The organism is Kitasatospora sp. NPDC057595, assembly GCF_042800875.1.
In the GTDB taxonomy this organism is placed as follows: Bacteria; Actinomycetota; Actinomycetes; order Streptomycetales; family Streptomycetaceae; genus Kitasatospora.
Window position 1 is genome coordinate 69300 of the sequence record NZ_JBHVGL010000009.1, and the last position, 22710, is coordinate 92009.

Annotated in this window: 19 protein-coding genes and 1 tRNA gene; 10 read left to right on the forward strand and 10 right to left on the reverse strand. The window is 74.9% G+C overall.

Annotation, left to right across the window (positions count from 1 at the left end; genetic code table 11):
* Positions 1–116: 116 nt before the first annotated feature.
* The 3 genes from ACFU9E_RS16030 (at position 117) to ACFU9E_RS16040 (ending at position 3188) form a co-directional block, all read left to right on the forward strand.
* On the forward strand, positions 117–584 hold the full coding sequence (locus ACFU9E_RS16030) for a VOC family protein (RefSeq protein ID WP_380681551.1): 468 nt from the start codon (positions 117–119) through the stop codon (positions 582–584).
* Between the two features lie 25 nt (positions 585–609).
* On the forward strand, positions 610–1575 hold the full coding sequence (locus ACFU9E_RS16035; protein ID WP_380715077.1) for a pyridoxamine 5'-phosphate oxidase family protein: 966 nt from the start codon (positions 610–612) through the stop codon (positions 1573–1575).
* A gap of 245 nt (positions 1576–1820) precedes the next feature.
* Positions 1821–3188 carry a peptidoglycan-binding protein gene (locus ACFU9E_RS16040; protein ID WP_380681547.1) on the forward strand — a complete coding sequence of 456 codons (1368 nt, stop codon included), beginning with the start codon at positions 1821–1823 and terminating at the stop codon, positions 3186–3188.
* A 33-nt stretch (positions 3189–3221) separates the two neighbouring features.
* Here ACFU9E_RS16040 and ACFU9E_RS16045 read toward each other — a convergent pair whose 3' ends face one another.
* Together ACFU9E_RS16045 and ACFU9E_RS16050 are read right to left on the reverse strand one after the other, a co-directional pair.
* On the reverse strand, positions 3222–3986 hold the full coding sequence (locus ACFU9E_RS16045) for a TrmH family RNA methyltransferase (RefSeq protein ID WP_355362438.1): 765 nt from the start codon (positions 3984–3986) through the stop codon (positions 3222–3224).
* Positions 3987–3991: 5 nt separating this feature from the next.
* Positions 3992–4669, reverse strand: a complete 678-nt coding sequence (locus ACFU9E_RS16050; RefSeq protein WP_380681545.1) for a TetR/AcrR family transcriptional regulator — start codon at positions 4667–4669, stop codon at positions 3992–3994.
* A 36-nt stretch (positions 4670–4705) separates the two neighbouring features.
* On the opposite strand from ACFU9E_RS16050, the gene ACFU9E_RS16055 reads away from it, so the two are divergent.
* Positions 4706–4975, forward strand: coding sequence for a hypothetical protein (locus tag ACFU9E_RS16055; RefSeq protein ID WP_380681543.1), 270 nt, complete (start codon positions 4706–4708; stop codon positions 4973–4975).
* On the opposite strand, the gene ACFU9E_RS16060 is transcribed toward ACFU9E_RS16055, so the two are convergent.
* The 5 genes from ACFU9E_RS16060 to ACFU9E_RS16080 all read right to left on the reverse strand — a co-directional run bounded on the left by ACFU9E_RS16060 (position 4972) and on the right by ACFU9E_RS16080 (position 10715).
* On the reverse strand, positions 4972–7146 hold the full coding sequence (locus ACFU9E_RS16060) for an FUSC family protein (RefSeq protein ID WP_380681541.1): 2175 nt from the start codon (positions 7144–7146) through the stop codon (positions 4972–4974). The two genes, ACFU9E_RS16055 and ACFU9E_RS16060, sit on opposite strands and share 4 nt — an antisense overlap.
* 5 nt (positions 7147–7151) lie before the next feature.
* Positions 7152–8423, reverse strand: a complete 1272-nt coding sequence (locus ACFU9E_RS16065; protein ID WP_380681539.1) for an HTTM domain-containing protein — start codon at positions 8421–8423, stop codon at positions 7152–7154.
* Positions 8420–9196, reverse strand: coding sequence for a DUF5819 family protein (locus ACFU9E_RS16070; protein ID WP_380681537.1), 777 nt, complete (start codon positions 9194–9196; stop codon positions 8420–8422). The genes ACFU9E_RS16065 and ACFU9E_RS16070 overlap by 4 nt, the downstream gene beginning before the upstream one ends.
* 61 nt (positions 9197–9257) lie before the next feature.
* Complete coding sequence (locus tag ACFU9E_RS16075) at positions 9258–9515, reverse strand: hypothetical protein (RefSeq protein WP_380681535.1); 258 nt, start codon at positions 9513–9515, stop codon at positions 9258–9260.
* Between the two features lie 18 nt (positions 9516–9533).
* On the reverse strand, positions 9534–10715 hold the full coding sequence (locus ACFU9E_RS16080) for a rhodanese-like domain-containing protein (protein ID WP_380681533.1): 1182 nt from the start codon (positions 10713–10715) through the stop codon (positions 9534–9536).
* A 243-nt stretch (positions 10716–10958) separates the two neighbouring features.
* On the opposite strand from ACFU9E_RS16080, the gene ACFU9E_RS16085 reads away from it, so the two are divergent.
* Positions 10959–13760 carry a SpoIIE family protein phosphatase gene (locus ACFU9E_RS16085; RefSeq protein WP_380681531.1) on the forward strand — a complete coding sequence of 934 codons (2802 nt, stop codon included), beginning with the start codon at positions 10959–10961 and terminating at the stop codon, positions 13758–13760.
* A gap of 206 nt (positions 13761–13966) precedes the next feature.
* Here ACFU9E_RS16085 and ACFU9E_RS16090 read toward each other — a convergent pair whose 3' ends face one another.
* A complete protein-coding gene (locus ACFU9E_RS16090; RefSeq protein WP_355362454.1) occupies positions 13967–14737 on the reverse strand; it encodes a hypothetical protein in 771 nt (256 codons plus the stop codon).
* A gap of 204 nt (positions 14738–14941) precedes the next feature.
* Positions 14942–16711, reverse strand: coding sequence for a phosphatidylglycerol lysyltransferase domain-containing protein (locus ACFU9E_RS16095; RefSeq protein WP_380681565.1), 1770 nt, complete (start codon positions 16709–16711; stop codon positions 14942–14944).
* Between the two features lie 365 nt (positions 16712–17076).
* On the opposite strand from ACFU9E_RS16095, the gene ACFU9E_RS16100 reads away from it, so the two are divergent.
* Both ACFU9E_RS16100 and ACFU9E_RS16105 read left to right on the forward strand, forming a co-directional pair.
* The gene (locus ACFU9E_RS16100) at positions 17077–17727 is read left to right on the forward strand and encodes a response regulator (RefSeq protein ID WP_380681563.1); all 651 of its coding nucleotides are present in this window, start codon (positions 17077–17079) and stop codon (positions 17725–17727) included.
* On the forward strand, positions 17724–18866 hold the full coding sequence (locus ACFU9E_RS16105) for a sensor histidine kinase (RefSeq protein WP_380681528.1): 1143 nt from the start codon (positions 17724–17726) through the stop codon (positions 18864–18866). Before ACFU9E_RS16100 ends, ACFU9E_RS16105 begins: the two co-directional genes overlap by 4 nt.
* 102 nt (positions 18867–18968) lie before the next feature.
* On the opposite strand, the gene ACFU9E_RS16110 is transcribed toward ACFU9E_RS16105, so the two are convergent.
* A tRNA-Leu gene (locus ACFU9E_RS16110) sits at positions 18969–19052 on the reverse strand.
* A gap of 418 nt (positions 19053–19470) precedes the next feature.
* On the opposite strand from ACFU9E_RS16110, the gene ACFU9E_RS16115 reads away from it, so the two are divergent.
* The 3 genes from ACFU9E_RS16115 to ACFU9E_RS16125 are packed head-to-tail and all read left to right on the forward strand — an operon-like array spanning position 19471 to position 22611.
* Positions 19471–20337: a DUF3662 and FHA domain-containing protein gene (locus ACFU9E_RS16115; protein WP_355362458.1), complete on the forward strand. Its 867-nt coding sequence runs from the start codon at positions 19471–19473 to the stop codon at positions 20335–20337.
* Between the two features lie 13 nt (positions 20338–20350).
* Positions 20351–20896: an FHA domain-containing protein gene (locus ACFU9E_RS16120; protein ID WP_380681526.1), complete on the forward strand. Its 546-nt coding sequence runs from the start codon at positions 20351–20353 to the stop codon at positions 20894–20896.
* 53 nt (positions 20897–20949) lie between these two features.
* Complete coding sequence (locus tag ACFU9E_RS16125) at positions 20950–22611, forward strand: PP2C family protein-serine/threonine phosphatase (protein ID WP_380681524.1); 1662 nt, start codon at positions 20950–20952, stop codon at positions 22609–22611.
* Positions 22612–22710 lie beyond the last annotated feature (99 nt).

Consider the following 22710-nt stretch of genomic DNA (forward strand, 5'->3'; position numbering starts at 1 on the left):
ACCTAACCATTGAAAACGCCAACACTGGTTGACCCTCCTTCGATCTAACCACTACCGTCATCCATAACGGTTAAGTGCGGCGCCCGGAGGCGTCCTGACCAGGGGAGTGATCAGGCATGTCCGGCACCATCAGCAGCACCCTGCAGACCGGCCACGTGGGGCTGAACGTCACCGATCTGACCCGCTCGACCGCGTTCTACCGGCGCGTCCTCGGCCTGGAGCTGGTCAACGAGGGCACCGATCCGGAGCGCCGCTTCGCCTTCCTCGGCCGCGACGGCCGCCCGGTGCTGACGCTCTGGCAGCAGAGCGAGGGCTCCTTCCCCACCGGCGCGCCCGGCCTGCACCACCTCTCCTTCCAGGTCGACTCGCTCGACGAGGTCCGCGCCGCCGAGGCCCTGCTGCGCGAACTGGGCGCCTCCTTCACCTACGACGGCGTCGTCCCGCACCGCGAGGGCGCCGCCTCCGGCGGGATCTTCTTCACCGACCCGGACGGCATCCGGCTGGAGATCTACACCCCGGCCGGGGTCGACGCCACCGGCGCCCCGGCCCCCACCGAGTCCGCCCCGACCTGCGGTTTCTTCTAACCGCACGCCGAGGGAGGCACCCGCGATGAGCACCGGCGGCCAGGCCCACCGATCCGGCCCGTCCCACCGACCCGGGCCGTACCACCCCGGCGAACGGGCCGTGCAGCACCGGGCCGGCCGGACGGACCGCGCCGACCACTCCGGCCGCGCCGTCGGCAGCACCATCCCGGCCGTGGCCGCCCGCTTCCTCACCGAGCGGCGGGTGCTGGTGGCCGGCGCGGCCGACGCCGACGGCCGGCTCTGGGCCACCCAGCTCAGCGGCCCGGCCGGCTTCCTGCGGGCCGCCGACGAGCGGACCGTGACGGTGGCCGCCCGGCCGGCCGGGGAGGACCCGCTGGCGGCCGCCCTGGCCGGCCCCGCCGAGGTGGGCACCATCGCCCTGGACCCGGCCGGCCGGCGCCGGATGCGGGTCAACGGCCGCTCCGTGCCGGACGGCCGGGGCGGCCTGGTGATCAGCGCCGACCAGGTCTACGCCAACTGCCCGAAGTACATCCAGCGCCGCCACCCGGCGGACCGTCCGGAGGCCGGCGCCCCGCGCCGGGTGGCGGCCGGCTCCGCGCTGAGCACCGCCCAGCAGCTGTGGCTGAGCACCGCCGACACCTTCTTCGTCGCCACCGCCGGGCCGGACGGCGCGATGGACGCCTCGCACCGCGGCGGCGACCCGGGCTTCCTGCGGGTACTCGGACCGGACCGGCTGCGCTGGCCCGACTACGCGGGCAACAGCATGTTCATGACGCTGGGAAACCTGGAACTCGACCCCCGGGCCGGGCTGCTCGTCCCGGACTGGGAGACCGGCGGCGCGCTGCTGATCACCGGCGAGGCCAGGACCGACTGGTCCGGACCGGCCGCCGCCGGCCTGCCGGGCGCCGAGCGCGTGGTCGACCTGGCCGTCACCGGCGTCGTCGAACTGGCCGACGCCACTCCGCTGGCCTGGACCGGGCCCGAGTACTCGCCCGCCAACCCGCCGGGCGCCCGACGGTCCGTCTCCTGACCGCCCGCCATGTCCCGGCCGGGGAGTGCCCCCCAGCGCCCCCTACCGCCCTCTCCGACACCGCGCCACCGACCGGGCGCCGAACGGCCGTCACCCGTTCGGCGTAATCCGCCATGGCGCCCGGCGGTCCGCTTTGGGACTTTGGTCCCGATAACAAGCGGTGTGTCCCTGGGAAGGAGCGTGCTGTCACGCCGTCAGCGGCGCGACCCGCACCGTCCCCCACCAGGAGAAACAAGAGGCGGAGTATGACCCGAACAGACCAGTCGGCCCCCCTGCTGGAATTCGACGAGATAGAGCCGGACGACGACTGCATATGCGGGGGCTGCTGCGCCCGCCGCCGGGCCCGGATGCGTTCCGCGCCGGTGCACGAGGGCGGACACGCGGCGGCCCGTAGCGTCCGCCGTCGGGCGGCCGTGCTGATGGCCGCCGTCGGCACCGCCCTGGGCGGCGGCGCGGCCGGTGCGGCCACCGCCGTCGCGGCCCCGGCACCGACCCCGAGCCCGGGCGGCCCGGCCGCCCCGCGCAGCGAGACCCCGCAGGGCGAGGTCAGCGGCCTCTACGGCGAGTCCCCCACCACCCGCTCGTTCGCCGCCCCGCGCGCCACGGCGGCGCCGGTCACCCGGGCCCAGATCATCGAACGGGCCCAGCGCTGGGTCGACCAGAAGGTCCCGTACAGCATGAGCCGCTACTGGTCGGACGGCTACCGCCAGGACTGCTCCGGCTTCGTCTCGATGGCCTGGGGGCTGGGCAGCAGCCAGACCACCTGGACCCTGCCGGACTTCGCCGACCGGATCACCAAGGCCGACCTGCAGCCCGGCGACATCCTGGTCTACAACAACCCGGCCAGCCCGCAGTCCGGTTCGCACGTGACGATCTTCGGCGGCTGGACCGACTCCTCCCGCACCCGCTACATCGCGTACGAGCAGACCCCCCCGAACACCCTCAAGCGCTCCACCCCGTACGCGTACTGGAACAACTCCGCCTCCTACGTCCCGTACCGCTACAAGGGGCTCTCCACCTCCAACGGCGGCAGCAGCGGCGGCGGCTCCGCGTCGACGGCCTTCCCGGGTGCCGGCGCGTTCGGCCCCGGCGCCAACAACGCCGACGTCACCAGGCTCGGCCAGATGCTGGTGCAGCGCGGCGGCGGCCGGTTCTACAGCGAGGGCCCCGGCCCGCGCTGGGGCGAGGCGGACCGGCGGGCCACCGAGGCCTTCCAGCTCGCCCAGGGCTGGCGCGGCAGCGAGGCGGACGGCATCCCGGGCAAGGCCACCTGGGACTACCTGGTCAACGGCAAGGGCCGCGACATCGACGGCGGCACCGGAGGCACCGGCGGCACCCCGCAGCCGCCCCCGCCGGTGAACCCCGGCACCGGGGTGCCGGCCTTCCCGGGCGCCGACAAGTTCGGCCCCGGCGCCAACAACGACTTCGTGCGCCAGCTCGGCGAGCAGCTGGTCCGCAAGGGCTACGGCGCCTCCTACACCCAGGGCCCGGGCCCGCGCTGGACGGAGTCCGACCGCCGCAACGTCCAGGCCTTCCAGGAGGCACAGGGCTGGCGCGGCGCCGAGGCCGACGGCTACCCCGGCCCGGACACCTGGAGGCGACTGTTCTCCTGACGCCCGGTCATCCGGTCCGTCCCGGCCGCCGGTTCACGCCGGCGCGCCGGGCGGGCGCCCGGACATCCAGTGGAACAGCCCCATCGCCACGCTGGTCGCCAGGTTGAAACTGGAGACGCCGGGCCGCATCGGCACCGCGACCAGTTCGTCGGCCCGGGCCTTCAGCTCCGGCGTCACCCCGTGCCGCTCGGTGCCGAAGGCGAGCACCGCGTCGTCCGGGAAGGCCGTCGCCCGGATGTCCGCGCCCTCCGGGTCCAGCACGTAGAGCGGGCCGGCCGGCAGCTCCGGCAGGGTCAGCCGCTCGACGGCGGTGGCGAAGTGCAGGCCCGCGCTGCCGCGGAGCACCGCCGGGTGCCAGGGGTCCAGTTCGCCGGTGGTGACCACCCCCGCGGCGCCGAAGCCGGCCGCGAGCCGGATCACCGCGCCGACGTTGCCCAGGTTGCGCGGGTTCTCCAGCAGCACGACGGGGGCCGGACGGGGCCGGACTGCCAGCGCGGCGCGGTTCGCCTCGGCGGTGGGCCGCACCGCCAGCGCGATCACCCCGGTCGGGTGCAGCCGGGGCGCGAGGGAGCGCAGCGCGTCCGCCGGCAGTTCGGCCGCCAGCGCGTCCAGCGCGGGAGCCACGTCCGGGGCGAGTTCGGCGGCGAGCGCCAGCAGCGCCGCCCGGTCGGCGGTCAGCACCTGCCGGACGGCGCCGCCGAACCGCAGCGCGTGCTTCAGCGGGTGGAACCCGTCCAGCAGCACCGTTCCCGGCTCCTCGGCCCCGGCCCGCCAGGCCCGCAGCAGTTCCTCGTTCATCCGGCTCACTCTGCCACTCCGGTGGGGGCCGTCCCGGTGGGGGACGGTTCGCCCGGCCGTCCGGCGGCCGCGATCACCTGCTCGAACGACAGCGGCGCCCTGCCGCTCTCCCCGCCGCCGGTGTCCCCGGCGCCCGGCCGCAGACCGGCCAGCGCGAGGTCCAGGTGCCGGTGGACGAGCGTGCCGTCGGCGTCCAGCGCGGCCAGGCCGCCCGGCAGCGGCCGGGAGACCCGTACGCAGAGCAGCACCAGGTCACCCATCCCGACGTCCGCCCGCAGCTGCCCGGCGTCCTGGGCGGCGTGCAGCAGGGCCTCGACCTCGGCGACCGCGCGGGAGCGGACGGCGACCAGGTCCGCGTCGACGACCAGCCGCTCCAGCAGCACCACGATCGCCGCGCCCATCCGCAGGTCGGCGGCGGCGTGCGCGAAGCGGCGCAGCGCCCGGAAGGGGTCGGGCTCGGCGGCCCGGGCCTGTCCGGCGGCCTCGGCGAGCCGGGCCAGCAGATCGGTGACCAAGGCCCTGACCAGGGCCGTCCGGTCGGGGAAGCGGCGGTAGAGGGTGCCCGGCCCGACGCCGGCCCGGCGGACCACCGCGTCCAGCGGGGCGTCCGGGCCGCGTTCCAGGAAGACCTCGCAGGCGGCGTCCAGGATCCTGCGCCGGCTGCGTTCCGCGTCTGCCCTCATGGCCCAACCCCTTAACCGGAGAACTTTCCTCCTCCTATGCTAGCGCCGGCAGAGCCGTCGACACCGCGGTCTTCCTCACCTGGTGGCAGGGCCGACCGCGGGCCCCGGACCGGCCCCCTGCTCGCCGCCGACCCCGGGCACCACCCGGCCGACTCCACCGGCGGCACGGTCGAGATCGTCGAGACGGTCGGCGGGGGCCCGCTCCGCTTCCTCCTGCGCTTCCACCCGTCCACCGGCCACCGGTGGCACTTCGCCTGCGGGTTCGCCGACCGGCTGGAGGCCGCGGCCTCGGCAGAGACCGCCTAGCGCCCGGTGGGCTCCGGCTCGCGCAGCCCGACGGCGGCCGCCGTGCCGCCGCCGCGCAGCGCCCGTTCGAGGTCCTTCAGTGCCTGGAGCAGCAGCCGGGTGCCGGAGCGCACCACGTCCCGCTGCACCCCGGCCGGCTCCTCGGCGAGCCGTCGTTCCAGCCGCTCCTGGGCCTCCCGGACGGCACCGAACTCCACCGGCTGACCGGTCAGCAGCGCACCGGCCGCCAGCGCCGTGGCCAGCCGCAGCTCCTCGGCGAACTCGGCCGCCCCCGGCACCGGTTCGGCGTCCGCGCCGGGCAGGTGGGCCTCCAGCAGGACGGCGACCCGCCCGAGGTGGCCGACCGCCGCGCGCGACCGGTCCAGCTGGCGGCGGCTCACCCCGGGCAGCCCGGAGGCGTGCCGGCCGGGCTCCGCGTCGGCCCGCTGCATCGCCTGGAGCAGCTCCGAGCGCGCCTCCCGGGAGTCCAGCAGCGCCGAGCGGACCTCCCGTCCGCGCGGCGCCGCCGGCCGCTCGTAGACGGCGACCACCTCGGCCGCGTACCGCCCGGCGGCGGCCAGCCACTCGGCCAGCCGCTCGCCGAGCCGGGCGGTCTGCCAGGTCGGGAAGAGCGCGTAGACGAGCAGCGCCACCGAGCCGCCGAGCAGCGTGAGACCGACCCGCTCCACCGCCGTGGCCAGCGGGTTCCCCTCCTGGAGGCCGAGCAGGAAGACCACGTAGGAGGAGATGCAGGTGGTGATCACCGCGTAGCCGGTGCGGAAGGTCAGATAGGCGCCGCCGATCGAGACCACCGCCAGCGCGGCCAGCACCCACTCCCCGGGCCGGGCCAGCTGCACCACCAGCGTGGAGGCGGCCACGCCGACGACCGTCCCGGCCAGCCGGGCCACGCCGCGGCTGTAGGTCTGCGCGAAGTCCGGCCGCATCACCATCGCGGCCGTCATCGGCGCCCAGTAGCCGTGGTGGAAGCCCACCAGCCGGGCCAGCAGATAGGCGACGGTGACCACGCCGGACAGCCGGACGGCGTGCTGGAAGACCGCCGAGTGCGGATGGAACTGCCGCCGCACCGCGCGCAGCGCCGTCGGCAGCATCTTGACCAGCGGCGGCTTGCGCAGAGCCCCGCCGGGCTGCATGACGGGGGTGTCGATGGTGTCCTCGGAGCCGCGGTCCAGCGCGTCGGCGGCCTTGCGGAGCAGTCCGGCCAGCCGGCGCGCGGCCCGGCGGGCGGCGCCGCGCAGCTCCGGGCCCTCGGTCCGGGCGACCAGCGTGAGCGCCGGGCCGAGCGCTGGGGGTCCCCCCGGCCGAGGGCTGGGGGACAGCCGGACCGGCTCGCCGGTGCGGATCGCCCGGGCCAGCGCGTCCATCGCCTCGGCGGAGGCGGCCAGCACCTCCCGGGCCCGGTCGCGCTCCGGGCCCTCCTCGGGGGCGCCGACCTTGGGATCGGCGATCGCCGCCAGGGTGGGCCGGATCCGCTCGGCGAGGCCGCGCAGGCCGCGCAGTTCGGCCGGCCGGTGCCGGTCCTGCCAGGGCGTCAGCGCGGCGGCGTGCCGGGCCTCCATGAAGGGCTCGGGGTCGATGTGCGCGGTCGGGTCCTGGCGCAGCCGGCGCGCGTAGTCGGCGAGCTCGGCGTAGGTGTCGGCGAGCGCCTCGCGCTGGGCGGTCCAGCTGCCGATCGGCCAGACGGTGATGACCAGTGCCTGGACGGCGCCGCCGAGCGAGCAGACCAGCCCGTGACCGAGCGCGGTGAGCGGGCTGACCGGCAGTTGGACGACGATCAGCATCACCGAGAGCGTGTTGGCGGCGACCACCCCGGCGGTCGGCCCGATCGCCCAGGCGAGCCCGGCGCCGAAGGCCCAGACCGCCAGCAGCGTCGGGAACAGCCCGGTCACCCCGGCCGCCAGGTAGCCGAGGCAGGTGCTGACGCCGAGTCCGATCCCGGCGGCGACGGCCAGCGTGGCCCGGGGCCGGAAGCTGCGCTGGAAGGTCGCCGTCCCGGCGATGAACGCGCCCATCGCGGCCGAGGTGGCGAGCCGGGCGTCGCCGAGCGCGAGGGTCGGGAAGAGCACCAGGGCGACGGCGACCGCCCCGCGCAGCGCCCGCTTGGGGTCGGTGAGCGTCCGGTCGATGGTCAGTCCGGTCCGCGCGGTGTCTCGAAGCGCGGCGAACCAGGACATAGCGGTCAGCTTAGTGGGGCTCTCCACGGCCGGATCCGCGCGACCCGCTCCCCGGCCCACAGCAGCGCCGCCGTGGGCAGGAACACCGCGTCCGCCGCGATCATCGCCAGCGAGAACACCGGCAGCCCGAGCAGCACCGCGATCCCCAGGTGCTCGGCCATCATCACCACCAGCAGCACGTTCTTGATCCGCCGGTTCACCAGCGTGAACGGGAAGGCCACCTGGAGCAGCACCGTCCCGTAGGTGATCAGGAACACCGGCAGGAGCATCCCGCCGACCAGCGCGGACAGCCCCGGCCAGGGCGTGAAATAGTCCAGGTGCAGCGGGTAGTGGAGCGCGGTGCCGTCCTGCCAGCGCGAGCCCTGCACCTTGTACCAGCCGGCCGTGGCGTAGATCAGCACCACCTCGACGGCGATCACCAGCATCGCGCAGTTGTGCACCATGGTCGCCAGCGCGTCCAGCACCGCCCGGATCTCGCCCCGCGGCGCCAGCCGGTCCACCAGCCACCAGAGCCCGGCCACCGCCCAGAGCAGCCAGAACAGCGCCCCCCAGCCGACGTACGGGAACGCCGGGACCGTCCAGTCCAGGCTCGTCCCCGCGAAACCGCCCAGCTGACAGACCAGCAGCAGCGCCCCGAGCAGAGCCCAGAGCTGCACCCCGAGCGCCCCGCCCCGCCCGGACCGGGCCCGCCGGGCGTCCAGCGACCACACCTCGGCGCACCGGGTGAAGACCAGGTAGACCGCCATCAGGTGGACGATGTTGTCGCCGCCGTCGCCGAGGAAGACGTTGCGGTTCTGCAGCGACAGCACGGTGACCAGGAACAGCACGGTGGCCGCCCGGGTGCGCCAGCCGAGCAGCACCGCCAGCGCCGACAGCACCGCCAGGTGGTAGACCAGCTCGAACCAGAGCCGCCCGTCGAACCAGGGCAGCACGGTCAGCGCCCCGTTGTCGGCCAGCAGCTGCCGGGCCAGGTCCGCCGACCAGGGCGAGGTGTCGCCGTACAGCAGCCGCCGGTTGGGCCACTCGCGCAGCAGGTACGCCAGCCAGACCAGCCCGAAGCCGATCCGCACCGTCGCCGCCTGGTGGCGCCCGAGAACCCGGCCGGCGAAGACCGCGAACACCCGCGCGGCCGCCCCGGCCAACCCGGCCGGCCCGGTCAGCCAGGCCGGCCCGACCGGACCCGGCCGCGGACCGCCCTCGGCGGCCACCGGTCCGGACTGACGCGGGATCCCCTCACGCAGCCGCTCCGGCGCCCCGGCCGGCGTCGTACCGCTCACCGCAGCCCCCGCAGGTCCTCGTCCGCCACCGGCCACCAGGGCAGCTCACGCACCTTCGGCGCGGGCGGCGCCGCCTCCCCGCTCCACTCCGGCGGCGCGACGGTGCCGGTGGTCACCCGCAGCTCGACCGCCACCACCGGCCGCCCGTCCACGCTGCTCCCGATCCGCTGCACCGCGATCCGCTTCAGGTACTGCTCGGCGAGCCGCCCGCGCTCCGTGGTCGGCGACTCGTCCTGGGCGCTGTGCGAGCCGTCGTAGAAGTCCCAGGCCCGGCGCAGCAGGTTCTGGTCGGCGTGACTGGGCGCCGGATTGCCCCGGATCGCCGCGATGTCCTGCGCGGTCAGCCCCACCCACCCGTGCACCACGGCCTCCCCGTCCGGCGTCGCCGTGCGCACCCGGGCGTCCACCGCGACGTTCTGCTGCAGCGGGTTGGGCGCGAACAGCTTCCAGTTCTGCTCGAACTCCGGGTAGATCAGGCCGTCCAGCTGCTCCCGGTACTCCCGGGAGAGCGGATTGGCGGGCGCCACGTGCAGGAAGACGGCGCCGAGGAACAGCCCGGTGGCCGTCACCAGCAGCACGGCGGCCGCGCCCAGGACGACCCGGGCGGGCGTCGACCAGGCCCGGCCGACGGGCGGCGCCTGGGTGCTCTCGGTGGTCCCAGTGGTCTCGGTGGTCTCGGTGGTCCTGGTGCTCTCGGTGCGTTCGGCGTCCTCGACGTTCTCGGCGTGCTCGACGTGATCAGCGTGATCGGCGTCCTCGGCACTCTCGGCCATGAACTCCCCCGGGACGGGTGGGGCCGGCACCGCGCCGGCCCGGTCGCGCGCCCATCCTGCCCTACTCGCGCCGCCCTGCGGAGCCCCCGGACCCGGCCGGTCCGCTCCGACGGCGCCGCCGCAGCACCACCGCCACGACGGTCAGCCCGACCGCCGCACCGGCCGCGCCCACCGTGATCGCGGCCACCGGGTGGCCGGTCGCCGCCAGCACCTGGCCGGCCACCGCGAGCAGCAGCCCCGGCACCACCGGCCACGGGTACCGCAGCGCCCGCGGCACCTCCCGGGCCCCCTCGGGCCGCCCCTCCGGCTCGCTCCGCACGGTCCCCCGCCCTCCCCGCTACAGGACGAAGGCGTCCTGCCCGTTGCCGCTCACCATCGGGCGGCCCGCGCCGTCCCAGGCGTACATCCCGCCGTCCACGTTGACCGCGTCCCGGCCGTTCTGCACCAGGTACTGGACGACCTGCGCGGAACGCCCGCCGACCCGGCAGAGCACGTACAGCTTCTCGTCCGGCAGCTCACCGATCCGCGCGACCACCTCGCCGATCGGGATGTGCAGCGCGCCGTCGACGTGCCCGGCATCCCACTCGTCCTGCTCCCGGACGTCCAGCAGGGCGGCGTCGGCGGGTACGGCGGCGGCGTCGATGGTGGGGATCTGCGCGAACATCGTCTGGTTCTCCTGGGCGTCGGGATCGGCCCCGCCATTGTCCCCCACCGGGCCCATCAGCCGCTCCAGCTCTGCCTGCTGGGCGGCGGCCTTGGCCAGCAGCTGCTCGGCCAGCTCGGTCAGCAGCCCGTCCGGGTCCTGCGGGGCGAGCGCCAGCAGCTCGCCCATCGCGCTGCGCTCCAGCCGGACCTGCTCGGTGGCGAGCTCGCCGATCCGGCCGGTCAACCACTCCAGCCGGCGGCGCAGCCAGCCGAGCCGGTCGGGGGAGTCGACGGCGGGCGCCGCCTCGGGCGCGGTGGACCACTCGGCGGCCAGCGCCTCCAGCGCGCCGGTGTCGCCGTAGGCGTAGGCCTCGTTGACCCTGGCCAGGAACGCCGCCCGGCGCTGCTGCTCCTCCGGGTCGGTGGACAGGTCCGGGTGGGCGCGGCGGACCAGCTCGCGGTAGATCCGCTGGGCCTCCCGGCCGGGCCGCACCCGCGTGGGCGCGGCGGGCGGCGGCGGGGCCTGCTCCGGCCCGTCGGACTCCGACCGGCCCTGTTCCCGGACGCTGTCGAAGAGCGCGTCCAGGTCCGGCAGGTCCTCGACCCGCTGCCGCGCCTCGCGGGCCCGCAGCAGGTCCCGCGGATCCCCGGTGCGGGCCGCCACCGCCTCGGCGAGCAGCGCGTCCAGCTCGTCCAGCCGGGCGTACAGCGGCCCGAGCAGCTGGTGGTGGATCAGCGCGAAGTTGTCGATCTCGACGCGCAGCGTCCGGACGTCGACGTCCATCGTGAGCCAGGCGAGTTCGGCGGCCTCGACCCGCTCCTCCAGCTCCTGCTGCTCCGGATCGGTCCAGCGGACCGGGATCTGCGCGGTCACCTCTCGCCTCCTCCTGCGTGCCGTCCTGCGACCCTACCGTCCGCCCGCGCGCCGCCGCCGCGAGGCGGAAGGGGAGTGCGGACCGGCGCACGACATGTGACACGCAACTGATACCGAGGAATCTCCCCGTTTTGGTATCGACTCCCGGCCCGTCCGTGCTTCGCTGGTATCCGCACAGCATGCCTTCCACCGGAGAAACGGCCGTCTCCCGACATGGCGGCCAGGCGGGAGCAGACCGAATCCATGGTGGACGATCCCAACTCCACACCGCGTCCGCCGGGCACCGACCCGGTGCCCGGCACCGCACCGGGCGACCAGCCGTCGAGGGTGGTCGCCCTGGTCCGGCTCGCCCTCGTGCTGGTCGACCGCGGCGGGCGGGTCGCCCAGTGGAGCCGGGCCGCCGAGGAACTCTTCGGACACCGCGCGGAAGCCGTCCGCGACCGCCCGGCCGCCGGCCTGCTGCCCGCCGCCGAGCCGCGCAGCGTCCCCGGCCCGGCCGCGCTCCCGGCCGCCGGCCGCCGCCGGGACACCTTCGCCACCCTCGCCGAGCTGACCGCGGCCGGCGCCGCCTGGGCGGGACAGCTTCCCGTGGTCGACCGCGAGGAGCACCTGCGGGACGTGCTCTGGTGGGCCTACCCGGTGGACGGCCCGGCCGGCGGACTGCTGGCCCTCGCGGCCGACGCCCGCCCGCTGCGCTCCACCGGCCCGAGGCTGGCCGTCGGCGAGCGGCTGCTGCCGTTCGCCGCCGCCCCCGGCGCGCTGGGCGGCTTCCACCGGCTCTCCGCCGCGCTGACCACGGCCGGCCGGCCCGTCCCGGAACCGCTCGCCGCCCTGCTGCCCGGCTCCGCCGAACGCCGCGGACCGCTGCTCGCCGCCCTGGCCCGCGCCGGGCTGCCCGCCCTCCGGCTGGACCCGGCCACCGTGCTGCCGCTGCACCCGGCCGACCCGGCGGCCGGCACCGCGCACGCCGCGGCCGGGATCGGCCGCCGCTACCCGACCGCGCAGCAGCGCACCGCCCGGCTCGGTCCGCCGCCGCAGCCCGAGCAGTCCGCGCCCGGCCGCCGCCCGGCCGCACCGCTGCCCGCCCAGCGCGAGTCCGCCGCCGCACAGGCCGGTGCCCAAACCGCCGCACCGGCCGCCGACCGGACCGGCGCTCCGGCCGTGGCCGGCCCGACCGTCACCGGCCTCGGCACACAGGCCGCCGGCCCGGTCGTCCCGGCCCCGCCGAGAGGAGGCACCACCATCGAGCAGACCACCGTCGGACCGCCCGCCAACGGGCACCGGCTCCACCCCGGCGAGCCGGCCACCCCGCCGCCCGCCGTCCCCGTCACCGTGCCGCCGCCCGCCCCCGCACCGACCGGCGGCCGACTCGGCCCGTTCCTCACCAACGGCCACGCCGGCGAGCAGCTGGCCCTGCTCAACGAGGTCGGCGGCAAGGTCGGCACCACCCTCGACCTCGGCTTCACCGCCCACGAGCTGTGCCGGGTGCTCGTCCCCCGGGTCGCCGACTTCGCCTGCGTCGACCTCGTCGACGGCCTGATCTCCGACTCCGAGCTGCCCGAGGCCCGCCCGGACGACGACACGATGCTCCGCCGGGTGGCCCTCGCCCGCAACGAGTCCACCGGCCAGTGGGACCACGTGCTCGCCGAGGGCTCGCTGGTCGCCATGCCCCGCCGCACCCCGCCCGGCATGGCCCTCCAGCTCAACCAGCCCGTACTGGTCCCGGTGGTCACCCGGGACGTCGCCGTCGACTACGCCGCCGCGCTCGGCGGACCGGAGCTCGTCCCGGTGGTCTCCGGCCGCTCGATGCTGGTGGTGCCGCTCTCCGCCCGCGGCACCGTGCTCGGCATCCTCAAGCTGCTCCGGCTCCCCGACCGCGGCCCCTTCGACGAGTGCGACGCCGCCACCCTCAAGGAGCTGGCCGCCCGGGCCGCGCTCTCGCTCGACAACGCCCGGCTGCACCGGGCCGAGGCGCGGGTCGCCACCACCCTCCAGCGGTCGATGATCCCGACCCGCCCGCCGCAGATCCCCGGCGTCCAGATCGCCCACCGCTACCTGCCCGGCGACTCCCGGGCCGAGGTCGGCGGCGACTGGTTCGACGCCATCCAGCTGCCCGGCAGCCGGGTCGCCCTGGTGGTCGGCGACGTCATGGGCCACGGCCTGCACTCGGCCGCCGCGATGGGCCGCTTCCGCACCGCCATGCAGACCCTCGCCGCCCTCGACCTGCCGCCCGGCCAGCTGCTGCGCCACCTGGACAACCTGGCCCACAAGCTCGGCGACGACCACCTCGCCACCTGCCTGTACGCGGTCTACGACCCGATCAACCGGACCTGCGAGCTGGCCAGCGCCGGCCACGTCCCACCGGTCCTGGTCCACCCGGACGGCACCGGCGAACTGCTGGAGATCCCGGCCGGCGCCCCGATCGGCGTGGGCGGGGTCCCGTTCGTCGCCAAGACCATCGACGTCTCGGACGGCTCGATGCTGGTGCTCTGCACCGACGGCCTGGTCGAGGTGCGGGGCGGCGACATAGGAGCCGGGCTGGCCGCGCTCTGCGGCAACCTGATCGACCCCACGCAGAGCCCCGAAGAGGCCTGCGACGTGGTCCTGGACCGGCTGCACTCGGACGACCGCAAGGACGACGTCGCGCTGCTGGTGGCCCGCTTCGACGGGGTCCCGCCGAGCGAGGTCGCCACCTGGGACCTCACCGTCGACCAGCGCGAGGTCGGCCGGGCCCGGGCCCTGGTCCGCGAGCAGCTCGCCGCCTGGCACCTGGAGTCGGTCAGCGACACCGTCGTGCTGCTGGTCAGCGAGCTGGTCACGAACGCCGTCCGGGTCGCCCGCGACCGGGTCCAGCTCCAGCTGATCCGGGTCGACAAGCTGCTGGTCGAGGTGAGCGACGACAACCACAACCTGCCGTCGCTGGAGCCCGCCGAGCAACTCGGCGAGACCGGCCGCGGCCTCACCCTGGTCACCAAGCTCGCCGACAGCTGGGGCACGGCCCGCAAGGCGGTCGGCAAGGTCGTCTGGTTCGAGCTGCCCCTCTGATCGGAGCCCACTCGCCTCCGGGCCGCTGGGTGCCGGCGCCGACGGTCGGCGCTCCAACGCTCCTCCTTCGTCGCGGCGTCCTCGCTGCTCCCTTTCGGCACCGGCGGCGGCCCTTCGGCTCGCGGGCTGCGTGCTGGGGTGCGCAGGGCGGCGTGCCGGCGTGCGCAGGGCGGCGTGCTCGGGTGGGCGTTCTCGGGTGCGTCTGCTCAGGCTCCGGCGGGAGCGCGGCGGCGGGTCTCGGCGGCCGCCTCCAGCGAGGCGGTGGCGGTCGCCACCACGTCGGCCGCCCCGACGCCGGCCAGCACCCGCGGCCAGAAGTCCCCGAAGACCTCCACCGACACCGCGATCAGCAGCGCCGCGATCACCGCGACCACGTGCTCCATGCCCGCCAGGTTCGGCAGCACGACCGCCTCGCCGACCATCAGCGTCACCACCAGCCCGGCGGTGAACCAGGCCCGGCAGCGGAACGCGATGCAGATCGCCAGCGCCACCACCGCGGCCGACGGCCCGGTGTCCCGCACGTAGGCGACCCACTTCGGGAACCCGAAGAGGTGGTCCGGCCCGATCGCCACGCCGACCCGGGCGAACAGCGTCCCGGCCAGCGTGCAGGTGTAGGCCACCACCAGGGTCAGCCGCCGGCCGAGCACGATCTCGGCGATCCCGAAGACCACGAAGACCTGCGCCAGCGCCCCCCACACCGGCAGGTCCAGGGCCGGCACGTACAGCGACAGCGGCGTCCGCAGCAGCGAGACGTCCAGCGGCAGCGCCGCCTTCACCACCCCGATCCTGGTGACGAAGTGCTCCCCGCCCGGCAGGTGCTGGACGATGCTGAACAGCAGGATCAGGCAGGTCGCCACGGTGGCCAGCGGGACGGCCGCGAACTTCTTGCGGACCACCTGCTCCCGGACCGTGCCGAACAGCGTTCCCCACTCGGCGACAGCGGCCTCTCCGGCAATAGCCAGCGGCCCCTTTCGCACGCCCCCCGCGTGGGTCCTCCGCATCACAACCGGTTCTCCAAATCCCCGTTGGCGCACGCGCCTTCCCGACTACTCCCACATTAGAAGCCGCTATACGAATCCACATCGGCATTTGTGCCGATCCCCGTCATCCTCAGGGGGGAGGAGCCACCCCGAAATCCCCCCATCCGGGCGACCGGCCCCCTCCGCCCCCCGGCGGAGGGTCTACCCCTTCCCGCCCCGTGCCGCCACCGGCACGCGGGGCGCCTCGGCGGCGGGCGGCCCCTGGTGCCGGCGACGGAACAGCGCGGGCAGGCTCGGTGCGGTGATGAAGCCCTCGGCCCGGGCGCTGGCGATGCCGATCCGCGGGATCTCGCTGCTCTTCTCGAAGAGCAGATAACGCGGCTCCCAGATCGGCCGGTACTTGGCGTTGGCCCGGTAGAGCGATTCGATCTGCCACCAGCGCGAGAAGAAGCCCAGAACGGAACGCCAGAGCCGCAGCACCGGCCCGGCGCCGAGCTTCGAGCCGCGCTCGAAAACGGAACGGAACATTGCGAAGTTCAGGGACACCCTGGCCAGATTCACCTCGCGGGCGCGCTGGAGGAGTTCGATCACCATGAACTCCATCAGGCCGTTCTCGGTGTCCCTGGCCCGGCGCATGAGGTCCAGCGAGAGCCCGTCGGCACCCCACGGCACGAAGCTGAGCAGGGCCTTCAGCTCGCCGTCGGCGTCGTGGCACTCCAGCATCACGCAGCGCCCGTCACCCGGGTCGCCGAGCCGGCCCAGCGCCATCGAGAAGCCGCGCTCGGTCGCGCCGTCGCGCCACTGGTCGGCCTTGGCGACCAGGTCGGCCATCTCGCTCTCGGGGATCTCCTCGTGGCGGCGGATCCGCACCGTGTACCCGGCGCGCTTGACCCGGTTGTAGGCCTGGCGGACCACCCGCATCGCCCGGCCGTCCAGCGAGAACTCGTCCAGTTCGACGATCGCCTCGTCGCCCAGCTCCAGCGCGTCCAGGCCGTGCCGGGCGTAGATCACACCGGCCTCCTCGGAGGCGCCCATCACGGCCGGCGCCCAGGCGTGCTCGCGGGCCTCGGCCAGCCAGGCGTCGATCGCGCCCGGCCAGGCCTCCGGGTCGCCGATCGGGTCGCCGGAGGCCAGCGAGACGCCGCCGACCACCCGGTAGGCGATCGCCGCCTTGCCGCTCGGCGAGAAGATCACCGCCTTGTCCCGGCGCAGCGCGAAGTAGCCGAGCGAGTCCCGCTCGCCCTGCTTGTCCAGCAGCACCCGCAGCCGCTGCTCGTCCTCCGCGCTGAGCAGCTCGGTGCCGCGCGGGCTGCGGAAGGCCACGTAGAGGACGAGCAGGAAGAGCACCGCGCCCATCGCGTTGATGACCGCGTTCACCCAGGTCGGCGCGTCGATCACGGAGCGCAGGTGCTCGGAGGGGGTGATGGTGATCATCCGGCCGACCGAGTAGCGGAACATGTCCCAGAAGCCCGCGGTCGGCAGATTGTTGGTCAGCGCGACCAGCGCGGCGCCGACCACACCGCCGAAGCCCAGGCCGGCCACGAAGGTGGCGGCGGCGGTCTTCGGGTTGGAGCGGTCGCCCTTGGAGGTGAACTCCTTCCGTCCGACCAGCAGCGCCAGCACGAAGCCGCAGGTCAGGACGGTCGAGACATAGTTCAGCGGGTGCCGGTCGAAGCCCTCGCCGGGCAGCGACATGGCGATCAGGTAGAGCAGGGCGAACAGCCCGGCCAGGGCGAGGTTGAAGATCCAGGCGGCCCGCTTGCGGCGCCGCATGGCGATCGCGAGGAAGATCGACAGCACCGCGCTGCTCAGGCCGGCGGTCATCAGGTAGGGGGTGAAGTACTCACCCTCGTTGTGCGTCTCGACCTGGTCGCGGAACGGCTCCAGCAGCACCGTGACGAGGTTCAGCAGGGCGATCAGCCGCAGGTACCAGACCGTCGCCGAGGCGGCCCGCGGGCGCCAGCGCGCCATCACGGCGCCGGGGACGGACCCGGACCCGGACCCGGTGGGGGAGGTGGACGGCTCCGGCTTCACAGTGGACGACACAGCTCAATTCCAAACGATCAGGTGGTGGGTCGCATCCGCACACGGCCCGGCTGGACGCCCACCTCGGCCGCAGGCCGACTGAGCGGCAGCCAATTCCATGGTTCCCCACTCAGCGTGAGAATCGCGTGAACCAGGTAGCCGATTCACACCCCCGCCGTTCGGCGGGGGTGCGCCGGGCCCGGGGCCCGGCGAAGCCGCCGGTCAGGCCCTACCCTCGATTCCAGTCATGCGGACCGGCCCCGGCCCGGCCGCCGAACCGAGGAGGGACCATCACCACCACCCGCGTGCTGATCGTGGACGACGAGATCCTGGTCCGGTCCGGGCTGGGCCTCATCGTCGGCTCCGCTCCCGACCTGGAGGTGGTCGGCGACTGCTCCGGCGCGCAGACCGAGGAGCACGTCCGGCGGCTGCGTCCGCACGTGGTGCTGCTCGACATCCGGATGCCCGACCTGGACGGCATCTCGGTGCTCCGCCGGCTGCGGGCGCTGCCCGACCCGCCGGCCGTGGCGATGCTCACCACCTTCGACACCGAGGAGTACATCGGCACCGCGCTGCGGGCCGGCGCGGCCGGCTTCCTGCTCAAGGACACCGCCCCGGAGCAGCTGGTGCACGCCGTCCGGGTGCTCGCGGCCGGCGGCAACATCCTCTCCCCGACCGTGACCCGCACCGTGATCGGCGGCTACGTGGACGGCGGCGGCCCGGACGCCGAGGCCGCCGCCCTGGCCCGCACGCTGACCGGCCGGGAGCTGGACGTGCTGGCGCTGCTGGGCGAGGGCCTGTCCAACGCCGAGATCGCCGACCGGCTGTTCCTGGGCACCGGCACCGTGAAGGACCACATCAGCGCGATCCTCGGCAAGCTCGGAGCCGCCAACCGGGTCCAGGCGGCGGTGATCGCCCACCGGGCCGGGCTGGTCCGCCCGAAGCCGAGCGACGGGGCATGAGCGGCGAGGCCACCGCCGCCCGACGCCTCCTGCCCGGGTTCGCCGCACCCTGGCTGATGCTCCTGCTGCCCGCCCTCTACTCGCTGGTGGACGCCGCCCTGGTGGCCCGGGACGCCCCGCCGTGGCAGACCCTGCTGTCGGTGCTGGCCGCCGTCGTCCTGCCGTGGCGGCGGCGCTTCCCGGTCACCGTGCTGCTGCTGACCATGCCCGGCAGCTACTTCGACGACATCTGGCTCGCCCCGATCACCGCCGTCTACACGGTGGCCGCGGAACGCCCCCGGCCCCGGGTGGTGGTACCGTGCGCCACCCTGTTCGCCCTGGTCGAGTTCTTCCACTGGCCGGTCTCCGAGCAGAACTTCACGATCAGCCGGGACACCGCGCTGTACGCCATCCAGTCCGTGATGCTCGCGGCCGGGCCGGCCGCCACGGGTCTGCTCTCCCGGACGAGGCGCGAGCTGGCCTCCCGGCTGGACGAGCTGACCCGCGGCCAGGAGCGGGAGAGCCGGCTGCTCGCCGAACGGGTGCTCAGCGAGGAGCGCGGCCGACTCGCCCGGGAGATGCACGACGTGGTCTCGCACCAGGTCAGCCTGATCAGCATCCAGGCCGGCGCGCTGCAGGTCTCGACCCCGGACCAGGCGGCCGCCGGCGTCGCCCGGACCATCCGCGAACTGTCGGTGCGCACCCTGGAGGAGCTGCGCCAGATGGTCGGGGTGCTGCGGGCCGGCGGGCCGCGGATGGACACCCCGCTGGCCCCGCAGCCCAGGCTGGCCGATCTGCCCCGGCTGATCGAGGAGAGCGGGCTGGCCGCGGACGCCGAGCTCGTCCCGGGCGACCGCCCCTGGCCGGAGGCGGTCGAGCGGGCCGCCTACCGCACCGTGCAGGAGGCGCTCACCAACATCACCAAGTACGCGCCCGAGGCCGCGGTGCACGTCAGGATCCGGGCCCGCGGGCGGCGGCTGCGGGTCGAGGTGCGCAACGACGCGCCGCCGGTGCGCCCCGTACAGATCCTGCCGGGCGGCGGCCACGGCCTGGTCGGCCTGCGCGAGCGCGCCCAGCTGCTCGGCGGTTCGCTCACCGCCGGTCCGACCCCGGACGGCGGCTTCGAGGTCCGCGCGGACCTTCCGGCCCCCTCCTCCTGACCCGACCGGGCAGGAGGACCGGCCCCGGGGCCGGCGGGGGCACCGGAGGGCGGGAGGGAACAAAAAAGCCCCGCAGATCCGAAGATCTGCGGGGCTTCGCTGTGCGCGAGGGGGGAGTTGAACCCCCACGCCCTTTCGGGCACTGGAACCTGAATCCAGCGCGTCTGCCTATTCCGCCACCCGCGCATGGGTGTTTTCACCGCTTGCCGGTCGATCAGCCGTTCCGCTCGGTACCATGTGGCCTTCGCGGTTCTTCGATCGGGCCACCCGGTGGGCGCCCCTTCCGACATGGAAAACAGTAGCACGACCTGCGGGTCACCTCCGAATCCGTTCCCCGGGGCCCCCGAGCGCATCCGAACGGATGCCCGGCGAACAGGCGAGCGACAGGTGGCGGCCCCACGCCGGACGGGTGGCCCTGGCATGTTGCCGCCCGGATGCGTCACCCTGTGTGTCCGAGCCCACCCCCGGGCACCACGTGGTCCGGGAACCGTACGGATGGCCCCGGCGTGGATACGATCAGTACGGAAGTACCGCAAGTAGGCGTGACCGGATCCCCGGGAACCGGTCGGCAGGCAGGCGAACGAACCCTGGAAGGGGGTGCCCCATGGGAGTGCTGAAGAAGTTCGAGCAGCGACTCGAGGGTCTCGTCAACGGCACCTTCGCCAAGGTGTTCAAGTCCGAGGTCCAGCCCGTGGAGATCGCCGGCGCTCTGCAGCGTGAGTGCGACAACAACGCGAGCATCTGGAACCGCGACCGCACCGTCGTGCCCAACGACTTCATCGTCGAGCTCAGCCCGCACGACCACGAGCGGCTGAGCCCCTACTCCGGACAGCTGGGCAACGAGCTCGCCGGCATGGTCCGCGAGTACGCGGAGGCGCAGCGCTACAGCTTCATGGGCCCGCTCCAGGTGAACCTGGAGAAGGCCGACGACCTCGACACCGGCCTGTACCGGGTGCGCAGCCGCACCCTCGCCGCCGAGGAGCCGCAGCAGCAGGCCCCGGCGCAGCCGACCCAGCCCGGCTACGGCCGCCCGCCGGCCGCCCAGGCCCCCGGCGCGCCGTGGCAGCAGCCCGGCGCCGCGCCGTACGGCGCGCCCCCGCCGCCCACCGCGCCCCCGGCCATGCCCCCCGGCCCGCCCGCACCGGCCGGCGGCAATGTGCGCCCGTTCCCGGGCGCCGGCCACGGCACCTCGGTCCGCCGCTGGATCGAGGTCAACGGCGCCCGCCACCAGATCACCGGCAACGCCTGCGTGCTCGGCCGCTCCACCGAGGCGGACGTCCGCATCGACGACCCCGGGGTCTCCCGCAAGCACGCCGAGATCCGCCCCGGCACGCCCGCGATGGTGCTGGACCTGGGGTCCACCAACGGCATCGTGGTGGACGGGCAGCACACCCAGCGCGCTACGCTCCGCGACGGCTCTCGAATCGTCGTGGGCTCCACCACCATCGTCTACCGACAGGTCGAAGGGTAGAGCGGGCGCGGTTATGTCAGAACTGACCCTCACGGTCATGCGGCTGGGTTTCCTGGCCGTGCTGTGGCTGTTCGTGATCGTCGCGGTCCAGGTGATCCGCAGCGACCTGTTCGGGACCCGGGTGAACCCGCGGGCCTCCCGCCGGAGCAGCGGTGGCGCCACCGCTGCGACCACCGCCGGAGCGGCCCCGGCCGCCGGGCGCGCCCCGCAGGGCCAGCCGGCCCCGGGTGGTCCGCCGACCCAGGGCGGCGGTCGCCGCCGCGGCGCCCCGACCCAGCTCGTCGTGGTCCAGGGCTCGCTGGCCGGCACCACGGTCGCGCTGCAGGGCCAGACCATCACGCTGGGCCGCGCCCACGACTCCACCATCGTGCTGGACGACGACTACGCGTCCTCCCGGCATGCCAGGATCTATCCCGACCAGACTGGGCAGTGGACGGTGGAGGATCTAGGCTCCACCAACGGCACCTATCTGGACCGTCAGCGCCTGACCGCGCCGACCCCGCTCCAGCCGGGCATGCCGATCCGTATCGGCAGGACCGTCATCGAACTGCGGAAGTAGTAGCGCATGAGGGACAGCATCCCGTCCATGACCCAGAGGGGGGCACAGGTCGCATGACCCTGGTGCTGCGCTTCGCCGCCGGCTCCCACAAGGGACTGATCCGGGAGGGGAACGAGGACTCCGGCTATGCCGGCCCGCGGCTGCTGGCCGTGGCCGACGGCATGGGCGGCGCGGCGGCCGGCGAGGTCGCGTCCTCCGAGGTGCTCGGCTCGATCGTCCGGCTGGACGAGGACGAGCCCGGCGCCGACCTGCTGACCCTGCTCGGCGACGCGGTCCAGGGCGCCAACGACCGGCTCCGCCAGATGGTCGAGGAGGACCCTCAGCTCGAAGGCATGGGCTGCACCCTCACCGCGATGCTCTGGACCGGCCGGCGGATGGGCCTGGTGCACGTCGGCGACTCCCGCGCCTACCTGCTGCGGGACGGCGCGCTGGCGCAGATCACCCAGGACCACACCTGGGTGCAGCGGCTGGTCGACGAGGGCCGGATCACGCCCGAGGAGGCCGAGACCCACCCGCAGCGCTCGCTGCTGATGCGCGCCCTGGACGGCCGCGGCCAGGTCGAGCCCGACCTGTCGATCCGCGAGGTCCGGGCCGGCGACCGCTACCTGATCTGCTCCGACGGCCTCTCCGGCCCGGTCAGCCACCAGACCCTCCAGGACACCCTGGGCAGCTTCTACTCGCCCGAGCAGACCGTGCAGGAGCTGATCCAGCTCGCACTGCGCGGCGGCGGCCCGGACAACATCACCTGCATCGTGGCGGACGTGCTCGACGTCGGCGCCACGGACACCCTGAGCGGCCAGTTCAACGACGTGCCGGTGGTGGTCGGCGCGGTCGCCGAGACCCCGCCGTCCTCGACCGCCGCCGACCGCTCGATCGCGGACACCCCGGCCGGCCGCGCCGCCGGACTCGGCCGCGGCCCGCAGGGCGCCTTCGGCCCCGCCGAGGGCTACGGCGCCGGCTACCCCGACGGCCAGGGCGGCTTCGGCCCGGCCGAGGGCTACCCGGACGGCGGCGAGCCCGCGGTCTACGGGACCGAGGACTTCGACGACGAGCCGCCCCGGAAGAAGCGCAGGAGCCGGGCGCTGACCTTCTCGCTGGTCGGCCTGGTCACCGTGGGCCTGCTCGGCGCGGGCGGCTTCTTCGGCTACCAGTGGACCCAGAGCCAGTACTACGTCGGCGCCGAGGGCGACCACGTCGCCGTCTACCAGGGCGTCAACCAGAGCCTGGCCGGACTGAGCCTGTCCTCGGTGCACACCCCGTACAAGGACATCGAGCTCAAGTTCCTCCCGCAGGACCAGCGCACCCACGTCACCAACACCATCTCGGCGACCAGCCTCGGCGACGCCGACGACAAGGTGAAGAAGCTGGGCGAGCAGGCCGCGTTCTGCCGCAAGGTCGCCGACGTCCGGGCCGCCGCCGCCAACCCGCCCGCCCCGGGCACCGTCCCGGTGCCCGGCGGCCAGCAGCCGGCCCAGCAGGCCGCCGGCACGGTCGCGACGCACGCCGGGTTCGTGACGGCCACGACGCCGCCCAGCCCGTCCGCCACCGGCCGCGCCCCGGCCGCCGGTGTCCCCACGCCGACCCCGACCCCGAGCGCCACCGCCCCGGCCGCCGTCCCCAGCCAGAACGCCGCGGCCCCGGCCGCCCCGCAGGGCGACCTGCCCGGCCTGACCGACGAGGAGCGGCAGCGCGCCGACTCCTGCCCGAAGCCGTGATGGACGCGACCCGACATAGGCCCCTCCGGAGCGGGCCGGCCGGCCGTCAGGGAGCGGCTAAAACGTGAGTACATCCGATGTGAGCAGCGGCGCCGATCG